Origin of the sequence: Rhizobium sp. 0TCS1.26 (assembly GCF_050455525.1) — a bacterium.
Lineage (GTDB): Bacteria > Pseudomonadota > Alphaproteobacteria > Rhizobiales > Rhizobiaceae > Neorhizobium.
In genome coordinates this window covers 607,520-625,169 of the sequence record NZ_JBCIYV010000003.1, presented here as the reverse complement: position 1 = coordinate 625,169, position 17,650 = coordinate 607,520, and the positions used below count along the sequence as shown (strand labels likewise).

Annotated in this window: 16 protein-coding genes; 3 read left to right on the top strand and 13 right to left on the bottom strand. The window is 63.8% G+C overall.

What is annotated here, in order from left to right; all coding sequences use genetic code 11:
• A complete protein-coding gene (locus tag AAIH46_RS16920; protein ID WP_430307159.1) occupies window positions 1-879 on the bottom strand; it encodes an alpha/beta fold hydrolase in 879 nt (292 codons plus the stop codon).
• Window positions 880-1,097: 218 nt separating this feature from the next.
• Between AAIH46_RS16920 and AAIH46_RS16915 the strand changes: the two genes are divergently transcribed.
• Window positions 1,098-2,315 carry a cytochrome P450 gene (locus AAIH46_RS16915; protein WP_430307157.1) on the top strand — a complete coding sequence of 406 codons (1,218 nt, stop codon included), beginning with the start codon at window positions 1,098-1,100 and terminating at the stop codon, window positions 2,313-2,315.
• A 94-nt stretch (window positions 2,316-2,409) separates the two neighbouring features.
• On the opposite strand, the gene AAIH46_RS16910 is transcribed toward AAIH46_RS16915, so the two are convergent.
• Complete coding sequence (locus tag AAIH46_RS16910; RefSeq protein WP_430307156.1) at window positions 2,410-3,180, bottom strand: GNAT family N-acetyltransferase; 771 nt, start codon at window positions 3,178-3,180, stop codon at window positions 2,410-2,412.
• Window positions 3,181-3,457: 277 nt separating this feature from the next.
• Here AAIH46_RS16910 and AAIH46_RS16905 point away from each other — a divergent pair, with 277 nt between their 5' ends.
• Window positions 3,458-3,718 carry a hypothetical protein gene (locus AAIH46_RS16905; protein ID WP_430307155.1) on the top strand — a complete coding sequence of 87 codons (261 nt, stop codon included), beginning with the start codon at window positions 3,458-3,460 and terminating at the stop codon, window positions 3,716-3,718.
• Between the two features lie 69 nt (window positions 3,719-3,787).
• On the opposite strand, the gene AAIH46_RS16900 is transcribed toward AAIH46_RS16905, so the two are convergent.
• The 11 genes from AAIH46_RS16900 to AAIH46_RS16850 all read right to left on the bottom strand — a co-directional run bounded on the left by AAIH46_RS16900 (window position 3,788) and on the right by AAIH46_RS16850 (window position 16,309).
• Window positions 3,788-5,149 (bottom strand): MFS transporter, encoded by a 1,362-nt coding sequence (locus AAIH46_RS16900; RefSeq protein WP_430307154.1) that lies wholly within the window; start codon window positions 5,147-5,149, stop codon window positions 3,788-3,790.
• Between the two features lie 122 nt (window positions 5,150-5,271).
• Window positions 5,272-7,803 carry a two-component system VirA-like sensor kinase gene (locus AAIH46_RS16895; RefSeq protein WP_430307152.1) on the bottom strand — a complete coding sequence of 844 codons (2,532 nt, stop codon included), beginning with the start codon at window positions 7,801-7,803 and terminating at the stop codon, window positions 5,272-5,274.
• Window positions 7,760-8,800 carry a cytochrome-c peroxidase gene (locus AAIH46_RS16890; protein WP_430307151.1) on the bottom strand — a complete coding sequence of 347 codons (1,041 nt, stop codon included), beginning with the start codon at window positions 8,798-8,800 and terminating at the stop codon, window positions 7,760-7,762. The genes AAIH46_RS16895 and AAIH46_RS16890 overlap by 44 nt, the downstream gene beginning before the upstream one ends.
• Window positions 8,797-9,519: a response regulator gene (locus AAIH46_RS16885; protein ID WP_430307150.1), complete on the bottom strand. Its 723-nt coding sequence runs from the start codon at window positions 9,517-9,519 to the stop codon at window positions 8,797-8,799. The genes AAIH46_RS16890 and AAIH46_RS16885 overlap by 4 nt, the downstream gene beginning before the upstream one ends.
• 311 nt (window positions 9,520-9,830) lie before the next feature.
• Complete coding sequence (locus AAIH46_RS16880) at window positions 9,831-10,070, bottom strand: DUF1127 domain-containing protein (protein WP_430307149.1); 240 nt, start codon at window positions 10,068-10,070, stop codon at window positions 9,831-9,833.
• Between the two features lie 90 nt (window positions 10,071-10,160).
• On the bottom strand, window positions 10,161-10,499 hold the full coding sequence (locus AAIH46_RS16875) for a hypothetical protein (protein ID WP_430307148.1): 339 nt from the start codon (window positions 10,497-10,499) through the stop codon (window positions 10,161-10,163).
• Between the two features lie 119 nt (window positions 10,500-10,618).
• Window positions 10,619-11,368 (bottom strand): CDP-diacylglycerol diphosphatase, encoded by a 750-nt coding sequence (locus tag AAIH46_RS16870; protein ID WP_430307147.1) that lies wholly within the window; start codon window positions 11,366-11,368, stop codon window positions 10,619-10,621.
• An 87-nt stretch (window positions 11,369-11,455) separates the two neighbouring features.
• The gene (locus AAIH46_RS16865; protein WP_430307349.1) at window positions 11,456-13,069 is read right to left on the bottom strand and encodes a GMC family oxidoreductase; all 1,614 of its coding nucleotides are present in this window, start codon (window positions 13,067-13,069) and stop codon (window positions 11,456-11,458) included.
• A 195-nt stretch (window positions 13,070-13,264) separates the two neighbouring features.
• Entirely contained in the window at window positions 13,265-14,410 is a 1,146-nt protein-coding gene (locus AAIH46_RS16860) for an iron ABC transporter substrate-binding protein (RefSeq protein ID WP_430307145.1), read from the bottom strand.
• Between the two features lie 214 nt (window positions 14,411-14,624).
• On the bottom strand, window positions 14,625-15,479 hold the full coding sequence (locus tag AAIH46_RS16855; protein WP_430307144.1) for an MBL fold metallo-hydrolase: 855 nt from the start codon (window positions 15,477-15,479) through the stop codon (window positions 14,625-14,627).
• Between the two features lie 110 nt (window positions 15,480-15,589).
• Complete coding sequence (locus tag AAIH46_RS16850; RefSeq protein ID WP_430307143.1) at window positions 15,590-16,309, bottom strand: response regulator; 720 nt, start codon at window positions 16,307-16,309, stop codon at window positions 15,590-15,592.
• Between the two features lie 215 nt (window positions 16,310-16,524).
• Here AAIH46_RS16850 and AAIH46_RS16845 point away from each other — a divergent pair, with 215 nt between their 5' ends.
• Window positions 16,525-17,604, top strand: a complete 1,080-nt coding sequence (locus tag AAIH46_RS16845) for a GAF domain-containing protein (protein WP_430307142.1) — start codon at window positions 16,525-16,527, stop codon at window positions 17,602-17,604.
• Window positions 17,605-17,650 lie beyond the last annotated feature (46 nt).

The following is a 17,650-nucleotide window of genomic DNA, read 5'->3' as shown; positions in this document are numbered from 1 at the left end:
TCACTGCCCGCCGGTCAGCTCGTTCAAGAACTCCTGAACCGTGGAGAAGAACTTCAGCGGCTCTTCGGCAAACGGAAAATGCCCGGAGTTTTCGAACTCGACCAGTCTCGCATTGCGCATCGACCGGGCCAAGAACCGCGCCGCACTCGGCGGGCAGACCCAGTCGTGCCGGCCGACGATCACCAGTGCCGGCACCTCTATCGTATCCAGTTGCGAACGCAGGTCATAGGCGGGCGCGACGACCTGCATGAAATGCTGCATCATCGGGATGTCGAGGGACGTCAGCGACAGGATTTCCTGCATGATCGACGCGTTCGAGGGTGCCACATAAAACGGTGTAAGATCGCGCATGAACAGAGACATTGTCTCTTCGGTGATCTCTCCGGAAAAGACGCGTGACGCGATGGCCAGCGCCGCGTCCGATCCCCGCGATGCCAGCGTCGGGCCGGGATCACCATCCTCCTCCTGTATCGGCGCAACCGTCGGGCTGCCGTCGCAGATGATCAAACCGCCCAATTGACCGGGATGTCGCAGCGCCATGTGCAGCGCGACGAAGCTGCCGGCCGAATGCCCGAAGACGATGGGTCGCTCGATGCCCAGTTGCTTGCAGAACAACGCCACATCATCGGCCATCTGCTCAAGCGTGCAGGTGTCGAGCGGCACGCGCTCGGAGCGGCCGTTGCCGCGCAGATCGATGAAGATCACCTGGGCGATGTCGGCAAGCTCGCAGAGCCCGGGCCTTAAATAGCCGTGATCGAAACCCAGGCCGCCATGCAGCGCGATGATCGTCGGCTTCTCGACAAGCCCGCCCGCCTCGACGGCGAAGGCACTGCTGGCGACGTCGAAGAAAATCGATGCGTCGTTGATTCTTGCTAACATGGAAACATCCCCGTGTCTGATGTGCGGGACGATCGCAGCCGGCTGGCGCTTTGATGTTTCAGGAAGCCGCGACTTCGTTGCATCGGAAACTGGAGACCTCGCAGCAAACGCGGCAGCCCGCCGGATTACAGATCAAACCCGTTTGCCCGGCCCTGTAATCCTTCGACGCGCAGGCAAGCGGAGACTGGGATCCTTGTCTCAACCTCAGAGGACTCCCGGTGAACATTTCCCATACAACAGCTTCAGCTTCGGCTCCGCCCACCCTCAGTTTCGCGGAACTGAACGCCAATCCCCATCAGCTTTACGCGGAACTGCGCAGCCGCTTCCCGTTCGTCAGGCGCGAGGACGGCGTCTACATCGTCCTGCGCGCCCGAGATATCGAGACGCTGGTCAGCGATCCCCGTACGCGGCAGATCGAGACCGAAATGATCAGGATCCGTGGGATCAACTCCGGGCCGATCAGGGACTTCGTCTCATACAGCATGCTGTTTTCCAACGGCGAGACGCATCGCCGGCGCCGGCAGCCGCTGACCCGGAATTTCGCCTTCCGCATGATGGCCGGCTTGCGGCCGAAGGTCCGGGCGCTTTCCCAGGACCTTTTGGATAACGCCGTCGACAAGGGTCGGCTGAAGCTTCGCGACGATTATGCCGCGCTGATCCCGGCAATCACGATTGCCGGGATCCTTGGCATCCCGCGCTCCGACGTTCCGCTGTTCACGACGCTCGCCTACGAGGTCGCGAGGATCCTGACGACCTCGTGGACGACCGAAGACATTCCCGGCATCGAAGCAGCGACCCGCGAACTGACGGACTACTGCGCGCGGCTGATCGCCGAGCGCCGCAAGCTCCCGAGAAACGATTTCCTTTCCGAATATGTGGCGAAGATCGACGAAACGCCGGAATTGTCGCCAATCGAGGCCGTCATGCAGATCGTTTCCGTGGTGCTCGGCGGCAGCGACACCACCCGCGCCGCGATCGTCATCCAGACGGGGCTGCTGCTCGAACGGCCGCATCTCTGGGAGGCGATGCGGAGCGATCCGCAGATGATCGTCCCGGCAGTCGCCGAAGCCTTGCGCTACGAGCCGGCGGTGGGCTCGATCCCGCGGCTGACGCTGGAGGATGTGTTGCTCGACGGGCACGTGATCCCCAAGGGCGGCCCCATGAGCCTCTCGACGCTTTCGGGTTTGCGCGACCCTGCGGTCTTCGACAATCCCGACGCATTCGATCCGCAGCGCGAGCAGCCGCGCTGGCACCCCGTCTTCGGCGGCGGCGAACATCGCTGTCTCGGTGAGGCGCTGGCGAGGATCGAACTCGAAGAGGCACTGACGACGCTGACGACCTCGCAGCTGCAGTTCGGCCTCGGGTCACAGCCGCTGCGCATCCACGGGCACGCGGCGATCCGCAAGGTCGACGAGCTGGAGATCGAGTGCCGATAGGCAGCCAACAAGGGGCACAAGCGTCCGGGCGAGAAGACAGCGCCCGGACGTCGATAGCGAGCGTGACCGGCCGACGCAGCGGATCCAGCCTAGCTCAGAAGGCGACGACGTCGTATTCGGCGATCCTCTTGAAGCCGATACGCTCATAGACGGGTTGTCCCATCGGACTTGCCTGGAGCGTCACCACCTCAAAGCCCATCTCGACAGCCGTCCACGCCGCGTGCAGCGTCATGAGGGTGGCGATACCCTTTCTGCGATGCTGTTCGGCGGTCGAGCAGAGGTAGATCCCGGCGATGCCCTCCGCGCAGAGAAGCGCCGAGGTCGCGACCATCCTGCCGCCGATCCTTGCGGCGAACCGCCGAAAACTTCCCGGCGCATCCGGGCGGTCTAGTTCCATCTGCAGCGTTTTTCCGACCTGGTCCGGGGTGACGCCCATCGACGGCGCAAAACAATCCACCCATTCCGCAAGACCGCGATCGTCCCTCACCTCCTCGATGACAAGCCCGGCAGGCTTGGCCTTGCCGGTGGGCAGATCCGTGAGGCGCAGAGCGTAGACAGGTATTGTGCCATGCTTGGCGCCGCCGTGCCGCATGAGGGCGTCCAGCGCATCCGGGCGGGAGTCCGGACCGACCCACCAGATGCAGGGCACGCCCGCCAGTTGCTCCTGTGCCTGCGTGATCAGCACATCGATGTCGGCGCCGTACAGGCGCAGGACGCCGTTCAGCTGCGGATGGACGACGCCGGAGCGAAACATTGAAATGCCGTCGTCACGGCGGAGCTCGCGGCCGAAGTTCAGCCAGTAGCGACGGCAGTTGGCGAGAGCGGCCTGGAAGGTGGCGTCGGAAAGGTAGGTCTGGTCGATCATTGAAGGTCCTCGGATCAGGTTGCCCGCCACCCTTTCCGGCCCGCTGATGCACTGCCATGTCAGATTCACGGCTGTCGATTGCGGATGACATGGAGGCCATTCCGCACGGCAGATTAGGCCCGCGGGATGCCGAAGCCTTCGTTACATCCGGGTTGGGCCGGGTTACCGATGAATGCATCGAGGGCGATGCTGAAACCGTAGGCTCATGGGCCACTGGTCAACTCCATCATGCCGCTCGTGACGCACACGGCGGTTCACAGAAATGGAGAACACAACGATGAAAACCGCCCTTATCGCTATCGGCTTCGGCGCACTTGGCCTGGCGCTTGCCGCCACCGAGGCCATGGCTTTCGTACCCGAACCGATCCCCGGAAGCCTGATCTTCCCGCAACCGCCGCACACGAAGCTCACCAAGGCGCCGGTCGGCAGCGCCGTCGTGCACGAGTTCCGGCGGGACGGACGCAAGTACCGCGAGACCTACGTCATCCAGCAGGACCGCTCGCTGAAGCTGACGAATCGCGGCGTTGGCAACGACTGACCTGACCGCACGGGCGCGGCGGCCGGTCGCCGCGCCCGCTCTGTCGCAGAAGCAGGACAGGCCGCCCAGTCAACCGCCCCATATGCCCAGTCGCAGATCGTCCGGATGCGGCTCCAGCATCTGCCTGTTGCTGCTGATATAGGCGCCGAGACCGCAGGCCAGCACGGCGATGAACAGCAGATAGTAGGCCGGCGCCATAGGATCGTATTCGACGAGCCAGGTGAGAAGAACCGGCGTCAATCCGCCGAAGACTGCGTAGGAGATGTTGTAGGAGAAGGAGACGCCGGTGACCCGCACACGCGCCGGGAACGCGTTGACCATGACAAAGGGCACCACCGCCATCAGCCCGACGGCCAGCCCCATGATGATATAGAGCAGGCACAGAAGAGCGAATGAGTGCCCGGCGAACGAATAGAAGACGAACGTCGCCGCTCCGAAGATGGCGCTTCCGCCCATCAGGCAGAAACCGGCACCGAGCCGATCAACGGCCATTCCGAAGAGAGCGGTTCCGAGGATCAGCGCAAACGTCCCGATGCTCGTCGCCACCAGCGCATGTTGCGCCGAAAATCCGTAGACGGTCTGGAGCAGGGTCGCGGTCATCAGGCCGGTGACGAGAATGCCTGCCGACAGCACCCAGGTGAGCAGGATCGACACGATGATCGCCCTCAGATGATTGCGGAAGATCGACACCAGCGGCAGCTCAGGTACCAGGGCCCAGCGGTCGCGCAATGCAGAAAAGACCGGTGTCTCCTTCAGCCGCCACCGGGCGCCGATGGCCGGCAGGCTGAACAGCGCGCCCATGACAAAGGGGATCCGCCAGGCGAAGGCTTCGATCTCTGCGGCGGAGAAGAAAGAGTTCAGCAGCGCGACGATGACCGATGCCAGGAGGATGCCGGCCGTGAACGACGACGAGACGAGAGCGCAGGCGAGGCCCACGTGGCGGCGCGGCATCTGCTCGGCGACCAGCGTCCAGGCACCAGGCACCTCGCCGCCGATGGCGACGCCCTGGAGCACGCGCAGACAGATCAGCAGCAGCGGTGCTGCAACGCCTGCGGTCGCGTAGTCGGGAAGCACGGCCATGCCGAGCGTCGACACCGACATCAACAGGATCGAGAAGGCGAACAGCTGCTTACGGCCGAACAGGTCGCCGAAATGCGCCAAGGCGATGCCGCCCAGCGGACGGAACACATAGCCGGCGGCAAAGATGCCGAAGGACTGCATGACCGCCAGCCAGCCGGCGATGCCAGCCGGGAAGAACACCTTGCCGATGACTGGTGCAAGAAAGGCGAAGACGACGAAATCATAGTAGACCACCGAGCCGCCGGCGGCGACCAGCCCGATCGTGCGCAGGTTCTGGTAAAGGTCTGCCGCCGGCACACGACCTGTACCTTGATCTGAGCGGCCGTCGCTTGGCTTTGCGGAAACCGCCATCCACCTGCCCTCCCCAAGCAGCCGACATCATCCAAACGCTGGGGGCCGGTCATTGGCCCTCGATGTCAGAAACGCCCTGTCCGGTTACGATTGAAATCTTTCTCTGTCCTCGGGCCCGAGCTTTAGGCGAGATTGATCCGGTGGAAGATCGCCTGCGCCAGGGACTGCGAACTGAATGGCTTGTTGAGCGCGCAGGCGCTCAGAAGCGGACAGTCATCCAGATTGGCCGCCCGGTTGCGGTCAGCCAGCACGAGATAGCGAAGACCGCTCAGTACCGCCTCGAGCTGCATGATCGACATCGACGGGTCGATACAACTGCTGTCGACCACCACCAGGTCCGGCTGGATTTCCTCCGGCTCGAGGATCCGCAGGAGCGCATCCAGGCTCCCGTAGCCGACCGGCTCGTAGCCGAGTGCTGCTATCTTCTCCTCGTACATGTCGAGCAGCGCCTTGTCCTTTTCGACGATGGCGACGGTCTGGCCGATGCCGGTCGGCACCGAGCCTTCGTTGAAGAAGCTCTTGACCGGCACCGGGGGTCGCAGGCTTGCCGGAAAGAACAGCTCGAAGCGTGTGCCCGATCCGGAAATGCTCTGGACGTTGATGCTGCCGTCCATGCCAGAGACGCTGCCATGAACGGCCGAGAGGCCGAGGCCGGTGCCGCCCGACTGCGCCTTGGTGGTGAAGAACGGCTCGAATATGTGCGGCAGCAGGGACTTCGGTATTCCGTCGCCATGATCCTGTACCGCGAGACAGACATAGAAACCCGACAGGATTTCGCCGTGCGACAGCGTCCGCCGCCTGCGGACCTGCACCTGGCTGACTTCCATCTCGACCTCCTGGCCGCGAACGGAGGCTTCCATCGCGTTCTTGCAGAGGTTCATGGCGATCTGGTGGATCTCGATCGGATTGCCCTCGATGACGGCCGGCTTTTCCGGCAGCCTGGCGGTGAGCGCGATCTGGTTTCCCAGCGTGACCTGCAGCAGGGGCAGGATATCCGATATCGCCTCGACGACATCGAACGGCTTGCGAGCCCGCTCCCGCTTGCGGCTGAAGGTGAGGATCTGGTCGACGATGTGCTTGGCGCGCTCGGCGCTCGTCAGGATCTCCTGCACATACTGGCGCGTCGGCGATGGCTTGCGCAGCATCTGGAGCGCCATTTCGCCGTAGCCGAGGATCGCACCCAGCACGTTGTTGAATTCATGGGCAATGCCGCCGGCGAGCGTTCCAACCGCCTCCAGCCTCTGCGAATGTTCCAGTCGGTTTTCGAGCGCCTCCTTTTCCTGGCGGCTCTGCTTGCTGTCGATGAGCTCGATCAGCACCTGCACAGTCGTCTGCATGAGACCGATGTCGTCGGCAGCCAGCTTCGGGCGCGGCGCGTCGAAGAGGAAGAGCAGCGTCGCCGCCGAGCGGTCCGGCAGCTTGCGGCCGACGACGATCCCCGAGGATGTATCGTCGCGCGTATAGGCGAGATCGTCGGTCTTCAGGAGGTTTCGGTGGGTCGGAAACCACGGGTCGTCCTGCGGCTGCGCGTCCGCGTTCATCAGCAGGTCCCGGGCAAAATCGGCAAGCAGTGCGACGTATTCGTCCTGCTGACCGCGCAGCCGGTAGTGGTCTTTAACTTCGCCGGTATCGCCGTTGAGGATCACGAAGCCACAGGCATCGGCGTCGAAGAACCCGGCAAGCATTCCCAGCGCCTGCTCCATCAGGTCGGGAAAATCGCGCGGCGAGGCATTGACCATCATCGTCTTGATAAGGGTGATGCAGCTTTCGTATTCGAGACGGTTCTTCAGCCGTTCCGTCTGGTTGCGGAGCCGGTAGACCAGCACGAAGACATAGAGGCAGAGCGAGATCGCCGTCGCGCCGAGCAGCATGCGGCTCCAGGCGCCGTTCGAATTGACGGCGCCGTAGATATCCAGATAGAGGGCCTGCAGCTGTTGCGCGCGCGCAGGCGTGCCGGACGCCTGGACAGCGGCGATCTTCTCGTCGACCACCGGCAGGATGGCGAGGATCATCTCCGCATGGGTGACCAGCGTCTGGATCTCCCGGCTGTCGGCCGCGGGAACCGCCATGTGCCGGATATAGGTGAGATCGGCGCGGATGGTCGGCACAAGTTCCGCCTCCGGCTTGGTCGCGAACCGCATCATCAGGTTTCCGAGATCGGAAACTGCGGCGAGGCCGGTGCGCACCGCCGGGTTCCGAGACTGATGAAGGGTGGTGAGGGTCTGGCCGAAGACGCCGATCGAGTTCTGCAGGAGCGCGTTGCGGGTCTTGAACTGCTCGACCAGCTGCTCGTCGGCATCGATGCTCTTCTGCAGTTCCTGCAAAAGTCGCGCCAGCCGTTCTTGATCGTCGAGCTTCGTTGCCAGCAGCAGGTCGTTGAGCTTGGCGGTGATTGCCCGCAAGGCCACCACCGAATTGACCAGCGGATCGTACGAGCGGATGAGGCCGGCCCGCACCCGCAGCACGTCTCGCTGCAGCGACGCATGGCTGAGATCCACCTCGCGCAGCGTCCTGGTTATCTTTTCGTGCGTTGATTGGCCGGGATCGCGCCCAGCGGCGATGACGGCCAGCGAAATGGCAAACATGACCGCCAGCGCGATGAGCCACGCCTCACCGACCACCTTCAATGGACGGCGCTTTGAGCCTTTCACCATTGTATTCTCCGGTCAGGCTCTTGAGGAATTCGACGATCGACGCGACATCGTCCTGGGGCAGTTCGCGTCCGAGCTGGCTCCGGCCCATGATGGCGACGGCGTCGTCGAGACGTTCCGCCCGGCCGTCGTGGAAGTACGGCGCCGTAACCTCGACATTGCGCAGGCTCGGCACCCGGAAGACATGTTCGTCCTCGTCAGCGCCCGACAGCGGCCAGGGCAGGATGTCGGCGGATGGGCCCGCCCAGTTTCCCGGTTCCGGCGGTGCAAAGATGCCGAAGATCTGGAACATGTTGCCGCCAATGTTCGAGCCCTGATGGCAGGAGACGCAGCCGTAGCTCTTGAACAGCTCATAGCCGCGCTGCTGCTCCGGTGTGATCGCATTCGCATTGCCTTCCAGGTAGAGGTCGAACGGGGCGTTCGGCGTCACCAGCGAGCGCTGGAACGTCACCAGCGCATCGAGAACGCTGTCGCGGTCGGGCGATCGTCCGTAGATGGCCTTGAAGCGCGTGCGGTAGAAATCGGTGCCCGTCAGGCGCGGCAGCAGCGTCTGCCAGTCGTTCGCCATGAGGTTGGGATCGATCAGCACATTCTCGTTCTGCGCCGCAAGCGAGGCGAACTTGCCGCGCCAGCCGAGACGATAATTGTTGCCGACGTTGAAGACGGTGGACGCATTGAACTGGTGCAGCCGGCCATCATAGCCGACCGTCCGCTTCACCGGCACCGTGCCGCCGGTGGCCAGGCCGTGACAGGAGGCGCATGACAGCATCTGTCGCCGCGACAGGATGGGATCGTTGAACAGCGTCTCGCCCAGCTCGACCTTGGCGGCATTCAGGCGCGGCGACGGCGGCAGGGGGAAGAGCGCATCGCGCTGATCCTCCGCCAGCGCCGCATGGCTGCTCGGCAGGCCGCCGCTGAAATCCATTCCGGCAACACAGAGACCGGCGGCGAGGACGGACAGGCCGGCGAGAACCCTGATGCCTGTCCGCGACGAGATCATGGCTTGCTCCGCAGCCGGTCGGTAACCACATCGGCATCGAAGAGATAGCCGGCACCGCGCTCGGTCATGATTAGCCGTGGCCGCGACGGGTCTTCCTCCAGCTTGCGACGCAGCCGCAGGATCAGCACGTCGATGCTGCGATCGAACACCTCGTCGTCGTGAATCCGGCTGGCGGCCAGCAGCTGTTCACGCGACAGGATCTGCCGCGGAGACTTGAGGAAGGCGGTGAGCAGGTTGAACTCGCCAGCCGTCAGCTTGACCTCTCGCGTGTCGCCGCACACGAGCTTGCGCAGCTTCATGTTGAGGACCCAGTTGCCGAAGGAGTAGGTCTTGCGCTCCTTCCGGCCCTTGATGACGGGTCGCTCGCGCAGCGATGCACGGACGCGGGCGAGGAACTCGCGCACGCCGAAGGGCTTGGTGATGTAGTCGACCGCCCCGAGCTCCAGTCCCACCACCTTGTCCGCCTCTTCCAGACGGTCGCCGCTGATGATGATGACCGGCGCGTCGCAGGAGCTCGAAAGGGTCCTGACGATTTCCAGCCCGTCTTCATGTCCCAGATTGAGGTCGACGATGACCAGATCGACGGGATCGGTCGACAGGATGCGGGTCAGATGCTGGCTGTCGGAAATGCCGGTGACACGGAAGGCGTGCTGGGTCAGGTAGTCGGTCAGCAGATTTCGGATGCTGGGGTCGTCATCGATTACGAGTACGTGCTTCAATGTTCCGCTCCTGGGCGCGCAGGTCGGCATGCGGGTCCCTCCCCACAACCGCAGGAGTTGCAGCATGGTGGCGGTGGCCGGAACACACGTCGACGACCACGGCGCTGCATGGCCTGAGAATTGCGACTATGTCGGCGGCCAGGGTTTCAGTGCCGTTTCAACGGATGGAAAAATGAATGCAACCGTAACATGGTCGCATCCCACTGCGCCGCCGCACGCTGTCAGCCGCGCCCATTTGCGAGGTCCGTTTGCGCGGCCGGGCCACCAGCCGCGCAGGCAAGCGGCGACGTGCCGCTGTGACAGCCTGCTGCTCAGTGATCCCTCAGCCTGCCGGTCACCGAATGGATCTGGGAGCGGGAGATGCCGATATCCTTGAGGAGATAGTCGGGCAGCGACATCAGTTGCTGGGAGGCCCGCTTGCGCGCCTGCCATCTGGACCACCTGCGCGAGCGGATCGCCAGGTAGCGCATGAGAATGACGATGGGGCTGAGCCTCTGCAGCTCCTGGAACCCGTTTAAATGCTTCTTGGTGTGGATGACCTGATAATGCATTTTGCTTTTCCTTGGTGTCCTGTTTCTTCTGCTTTGGGCTTCCGCGTTGGAGCGGCAGCAAGATCAGGATCGCCGGCCCGGCGGTTGTCGTCATTTCAGCAAGCGGGACCTTGGTTGCATCCGCAACAGCAGCGCCTTGATGCGGCCGGCGAAGCGCCGACGCCGCTCAACCGGCGGCTCACAAGCAATCTGCTCATGCGCGTCCTCCGGCGCGCCCATCGAAGCGGGCGTCGCGTGCAGGCTTTCTCCGGCGAATGCGAAGCCGCTCAGCATCTCGTCGAGGAGCCGCCTGACGGCTGGCCGGGCCACCGGCACCAGACTTTGCGCCCGCGCCGGCGGATCCGCCGGCTCGGGGCCATCCAGGGCGACCAGCCTCAGATGGTTTCTGCAGTTGCGGGGGGACAATGAGGTTCGGTCGATGTCTGACATGGCAGCCTCCAGAGGAGGCCACAGGAAGCGGGATTGCCGTTGCAGCACCGTTTCATCGGGACCCTGCCGCTCCTACAGATGTAGCCGGACGGCAATCGGTTCTCGATCCGCCTACAGGTTCAGGAGCGCTCAAGGCCGCAGGTATGGTCCTGCAGTTCCTCGGCCGAGGCGAGGTTCAGGTCGAACAGGGACAGTCGGGTGGCAAGGATGAGGAAACCGTCGGAGCGGGCCCTGGTCATCGCAAGGCTGAAGCGTCCCATGTCGGAGGGCGCAACCGGCAGGCTGTCGGAGAGCAGTCGGAAGGCGCCGATACGCTGGATCTCGTCTTCGCCGGCCCGGCGGACCCAGTAGTCGTTGCCCTTCAAGCCGTTGCCGATCGGTCGCCAGGCGGCGCCGAGCCCGTGCTCCAGCGCATCGAGCCGGGCTCGAACGTCGGCTGACATGCAGGAGATGTGGATGTGAAGCTGCCTCTGAGACCGGCCATAGCGGGAGTTGATGGCCAGCAGGACTTGATCGTCGTTGATGCCGCGCGGCGCATTCGAGAGGAATTCGCGGTTCTCCCATGCAAGCCAGAAATAGTTCGGCGTCTCTGGATCGAGCAGCGTCGCGCTTTCCATGCCGGATATCGCCTGCGTCGGAAGCAGGAGGTAGTGATGTGGACCTTTCCGGTCCCGCAGCACGACATAACCGGCGCCGCGATCAACCTTGAGGCAGGGCTCGGCCATCGCCGCCTGCCCCGCCCGGAGCCCGCACCGGCTGCCGATGATCTTCGACAGGGCATTGCCGTCCGGAAGCAGGGCGAGATAGGCGCCGAAGATCAGCGCCAGGACCAGGCCCGGAACGAGGAGGAACTTACTTAGCGATCTCAACACCGACTCCTCGACGCGGCAGGCGAACGACGTGTGGCAGCGGCAGGTGCGGGCGCCTCGTCGGAGCCCGCACCCTCGCACGGCAGGTTACTCAGCAGCATTCTCCTGCGGGCGGAAATGATCAAGGCCATGGGCGGCGCGGATCATGTCGGCGGCACGCTCACCGACGACGACGCAGGGAGCCATGATATTGCCGACCGGTATTCGCGGCAGGATCGACGCATCGGCAATCCGCAGATTGTCGATCCCGTAGACACGCAGCTGGGCATCGACCACCGACATCGCGTCGCGGCCCATCTTGGCGGTACATGATTGGTGCCAGTAGGTGATCGCGGAATTGCGGATGAACCGTTCCATGCCGAGCCGATCGCGTTGCAGCGGCGCGACCTCCCCCTTGACCAGCGAGCGGAAGCTGTCGCTGTTGCCGAGCTCCCGGCACAGTTCGATGGTCTTGAACGCCGCCGCCAGATCCTCCGGCTCGCTCAGCGAGTTGAGCTCGATGAGTATCGGGTCGCTGGGATCGGCGCCGGACAGCCGAAGCTGCCCGCGGCTCTTCGGCTGCGCAAGGCCGGCGAACATCGACCAGCCGTGTTCGGGCGGACCGATACCCACTTCCTGCGGCGGCGGCACCGCGAATTCCAGCTGGCAATGCAGCAGATCCGGTGCGGGAAGACGCGAGTCGCTCTTCGAGTAGATCGTCGCCTCGCATCCGCTGCCACCGACGCCCTGTGGCTCCAGGTATTCCCAGGTGCAGCCGAAAGCCAGATGATCCTGATGGTTCTGCCCGACGCCGGGAAGGTCCTGCACCGTCTTGATGCCGTGCAGGCTCAATTCCTGCTGCGGCCCGATGCCGGATTGCATCAGCACCTTGGGCGTGTGCAGGGCGCCGAGCGACAGGACGACCTCGCAGCGCGCGGCAAACCGCAGCAACTGCCCTCCGACCATGGCCTCGATGCCAACGGCTTTCTTCCCGTCGAGGATCACCCGCGTCACCAGCGCATCCGTCAGCACCGTCAGGTTGGACTGGTTCATGCGTGGATAGGTGTAGGACCGGTAGACGGACTGGCGCCTGCCGTCGCGGATGCGCAGGTCGGCGATGGCAGCGCCCCCGGCTGCTTCCATCATTTCGCCGTTGGGACTGGCAAAGGTCGGGATTCCCATGGCCGCCGCAGCGTCGAGCAATGCGCCGGCGATCGGTTGCGGCGATGCCGGCTGTTCAACGTGAACAGGGCCACCGCGGCCGCGGCGCAGCGGATCGGCCTGTCCCTGCCAGTCCTCGATGCGCCGATAATAGTCGAGTACCGACTGGTAGCCCCAGGCGGGATCGCCGGATTCGGCAGCGAAATATTCCCAGTCCGCCTTGTGCCCGCGGGCCCAGACCATGACGTTGATGCTCGAGCCGCCACCCAGCGCCTTGCCCATGCTGAGCGGCAGGCGGCGACCGTTCAGGGTTGCAGCAGGCTCGCCCTGGAACGCCCAGTCGTTGGACGATCCAAGGTTCAACGGCCACTGGCCGGGTTCGGTGATCGCCGGCATCTCGTCGCTGCCACCGGCCTCGAGAAGCAGAACCTGCGCGTTGCGATCCTCGGCCAGTCGCGCGGCGACCACCGAGCCGCTGGAGCCTGCACCGCAGACGATGAAGTCGAATTCCCGGCGAAGATGCTCGCGCAGGCCCGCCTGATTCCGGGCAACGTCGTACATGTGCGAAGCATCATCGGATTGATATGTCATTGAGCTCACCATGATTTATGTCGAGATTGATCTTGCTGAAGCGGGGCTGGCCCTTCGGGGCACCCCTGCCGCGATCCGGCTGTGCAGACCTTCGCCCATGCCTGTTGCTGCGGTGTTTCGGTTCCAGGTTCCGGGTTTCATCTGCAGCAATCCGGCAGTTCGGAGTCAGTGTCTCGGCACCGCGTCCTTCAGAAGATCATCGAGCTGCACTTCCGTCAGATCCACCTGGTAGAAGCGCTTGAAGAAGGTCGCGACGTCGGCGCGCAGGTCACCCTGGAAGACCGTCGGATAGAACAGTGCCTCCAGCCAGCGGATGCCGATCAGTCGGTTGATCCCGGGAGGAGCGTCGAACCAGCCGAACGGCAGCGTCGGCGTTGCGTAGACCTTGCCGTAGCGGACCGCGGCGATCTCCGCCCAGGACCGCTCGCGCTTGGCGATGCGGGCAAAGCGCGGCGTTGCCGCCAGGATGACGTCCGGGTTCCAGGCCGCCACCTGCGGCACGGAGACGTTCGCCAGTCCGCCCTTGCCGAGCGCTGCCGCGACATTATTGGCGCCGACGGCTTCGAGAACCTCGAGATTGATTGATCCGCCAAGGCCGGTTTCGAGCCCCTCGGGTCCGCGCCCGTAGTAGACGCGCGGCCGGTTCGCTTCCGGGATCCTTGAAAGACCGTGCCTGAGTGTCCGGAACGTCGCTTCGGCATAATCGGCCAGTTCTCCCGCCCGGTCCGGAACCCCGAGCAGCTCTCCGACCTGCCGCAAGCTTTCCGGCGTTTTCTCAAGGCTTCCGTCGATCAGGATGTACGGAATGCCGGTCTTTGCCTGCACCATGTCGGCAAGTGCAATGAAGGTCGGATTGACGGTACCGATATCGATGATGACATCCGGACGGGCGGCGATGACAGCCTCCATAGTTGCCGTATTGCCCTGGCCGGTAAGCCGGCCAAAGGTCGGCAGGGAACGCGCGGCCGGCAACAGGAACTGCTTCTCCCGTTCGCTCGGCTCGCGTGACCACCCGACAAGCTTGTCGGGTGCCAGTACGTAGACGAGAACGGAAGCGGGTGGGCCGGCAGGCAGCACACTCGAGATCTTGTCGGGAAGTTCGACGGTCCGTCCGCCCGCATCGGTGAAGGTGCGTGCCAGGGCGGGCGAGACGGCCGCGAAGCTGATCGTGACGATCGATATGATGATCTTCAACGCCGCGGTCAGTCCCCAGATCCGCCAGAGCGGAATGTCTCGGCGGGAGATGGCGTGCGACCGATTGGCCGAACCTGGCGGATGGTCAGACCACGGAACCATGCAGATCTCGATCATCGGCCAGCCTCCTTCGTGCGGGGGTGGTCGACGTCACCCCTACGGTCGGGATGGGCGAATGATCGGTCGGGCTGGAGCATGATCTGGTCCTTTGCAAGCAGAGGGAAACGGAGCGAAGTCCGAGACACCCGATCTTGCAGGACGAGATGCGCGCCCGATGTCAGCCGCGCATGAAGCGATTACAGCTGACACCGGCCGGCGTGCGAGGCCGGCTCTACCAGCCGATCTCGACCGGCAGCTTGAGGAACCGCCGTCCGGCAGCGTCGGCGCGTGGCCACCTGCCGCCGTCGAGGTTGACCTGCAGCGCCATCAGCATGAGATTGGGCAGAGGCAGCGTCCTGTCGCGCGCCTGGCGCTCGTTGACGAACTGCTGCTGGTCGCGGCCAGCCAGATGGATGTTGGCCTGCTGTTCGGCCAGCGAGCTTTCGAAAGCCAGAGGCCGACCTTGCGGCCGATAGTCGTGACCGGTGAAAAGTCGCGTCTCGGCCGGCAGGCTGCGGATCGCACCGATCGTCTGCCAGAGATCCTCGGCACTGCCGCCGGGGAAATCCGTCCGTGCGGTGCCGCTGTCAGGCATGAACAGCGTGTCGTTGATGAAGGCCGCGTCGCCGACCCGGTAGATGACGGTCGCCAGCGTATGGCCTGGGGCGTTGATGACGCTGACCTCCAAGGCTCCGACCGTCAGCACGTCTGCCTCGCCGAGAAGCCTTGTCCATTGCCGCCCGTCCGTGTGCAGCTCCGGCAGGTCGTAGCGTTCCTGCCAGATCCTCTGCACCTGCGTCACGCGTGCGCCGATCGCCGTCGGAGCGCCGGTCCGCCCATGCAGATAATGGGCCGCCGACATGTGATCGGCATGCGGATGGGTATCGAGGATCCAGTCGATCACCAGTCCGCGCGCCTTCACAAAATCGAGGATCGCGTCCGCGTTGTTCGTCGTGAAGCGGCCGCAGGCACGGTCGAAATCCAGCACGGGATCAATGATCGCGCAGCGAGCCGAGACGGGATCGGATACGACATACTGGATCGAGCCTGTCGGCTCGTCATGAAAGGCTTTGACGTCAGGTTTCATATCTTGCTCTCGCGTTGCGTGATCCCTCCGGATCGGCAACCTGCATTGCACCGCGGTGTCAGTCGTTGAGCGGGCGATGTCAAACGCAATAGCGGCCGGCCGAGGGCTCTTCAACCGGCCCGACGCACCTCTACCGCAACGTCCGTATCGAAAGCATAACCGACGCCCCGCTCGGTCCTGATGATCTTCGGATCGGACGGATCGACTTCCAGCTTGCGACGCAGGCGCAGCACGAGCACGTCGATGCAACGGTCGAAGACCTCCTCGGCATGCACGCGGCTTGCCGACAGGAGCTGCTCCCGGGACAGAACCTGCCGTGGCGCATTGACGAAGGCCAGCAGCAGGTTGAACTCGCCGGCCGTCAGCTTCACCCGTGTCTCGTTGTTGTGCGTCAGCTGTCGCATCTTGGGGTTCAGGGCCCAGCGGCCGAAGGAATAGCGCTTCTGCTCCTTGCGCTCGAGAGGCGCCGGCCGTTCGCGCAGCGCCACCCTCACACGTGCCACCAGTTCCCGCATGCCGCAGGGCTTGGCGATGTAATCGGATGCTCCAAGCTCAAAGCCGGCGACCTTGTCCGCCTCGTCCAGCCGATCGCCACTCATGATGATGATGCCGGACTGCGACTTGCCAGACAGCCTGCGGACGATGCCCAAGCCGTCTTCCTGACGCAGGTTGAGGTCGACAAGCGTCAGATCGACCTGCTCGCGGGCAAGGATCTGCTCGGCCTGTCCCGGGTCACGGGCACCCGTCACGCGGAAGGCATGCTGGGACAGGTAGTCTATCATCAGTCCGCGCGCTTGGCTGTCGTCGTCGACGACGAGGAGATGTCTCATGACACGCCTCTCCTGACTGAGGATCGCGCAGGGCACGCTGGCTCGGAATTCTGCGTCTTCATTTCGCACCTCGATTTCAGATGGAACGATGCACCATATGTACAGACTATCAAATTTATCACAAGTATCATTTTTGCCGTTTGTTGCGATTGAAACGGAATCTCGATATGAGCTTTGTCGGCGCTTGGTTATGCTGAAGAAAATGGAGACATGAGTTGGACGATATCCTCACCACTGCCCAGGCTGCCAAGCTGCTCGGCGTGTCCGTCAGGACGGCCCAGCTTTGGGTGGAGAGCGGCAACCTCTCGTCCTGGAAGACGCCCGGAGGCCACCGACGCATTCCGCGGCTTGCCGTTGCCGAACTGATTGCCGGCCAGGCGATGCGGCAGCCGACGGGCGCCACCGCCTTAGTCCTTACGGAAGGCGATCGGGCCGCGGCATGGCAGGCGCTGGGAAAGGCCGGCTTGCTGGTCGAGATCATCGAGGATGTTCTCCAGGCGGCCATCCGGATCGGCGAACTTCTGCCGTCGCTGATCGTCGTCGACACCGCCGAGACGGACCAGGATAAGCTGCTGGATCGCCTCGACGCAGACGGCCTGCTGGCGTCCTCGCTAGTGGTGGTGCGACGCAAGGCCAGGTCGGGCGCACCCAAGCGCGTGGCGGCCCGTCAGCATCTGGTCCTGGACGAGGATCAGGACGTCGCCGACTGCATCGAGGCCATCCGTGTGCATCTGAGCCGCTGCGCGATCCCCACGCAGGCTGACCATGTTCCCTATCCTCTTCCGTTCAATGAACAGGACCGCTTGAAGGCCGTGGCGGCATCAGGGCTTTACAATTCGCCGCGCGAGGAGAGCTTCGACCGGCTGGTCGAGCTTGCGACGCGCACATTCCAGGCGCCGATGGCGATGTTCACCCTGCTTACCTCGTCGCAGCAATGGTTCAAGGCTCTGACGGGGTTCAACGCCGGTGCCACGCCGCGTGATTGGGCTTTCTGCAACTATACGCTGGCTGCCAATCAATTGACGGTCTTCGAAGACCTGTCCACCGATGCACGCTTCGCCAATAACCCGATGATCCAAGAGCCGCATCATTTCCGGTTCTATGCCGGCGCTCCGGTCCGCGACGAGAATGGCTACGCGCTCGGATCGATCTGCATCATCGACCGTGTGCCGCGGTCCTTTGGGCCGGATGACCGCAATGCGCTTACCACGCTCTCCGAAGCTGCATCCAACATCATCAAATGGCGCGCCCAGGAGCGACAGCTTCGCCGGCTTCGCGCCACGATGGACGCATAAGTATTGAGCGAGTGTATCCGATGAACGGTGGACGCGTCGTCGATCT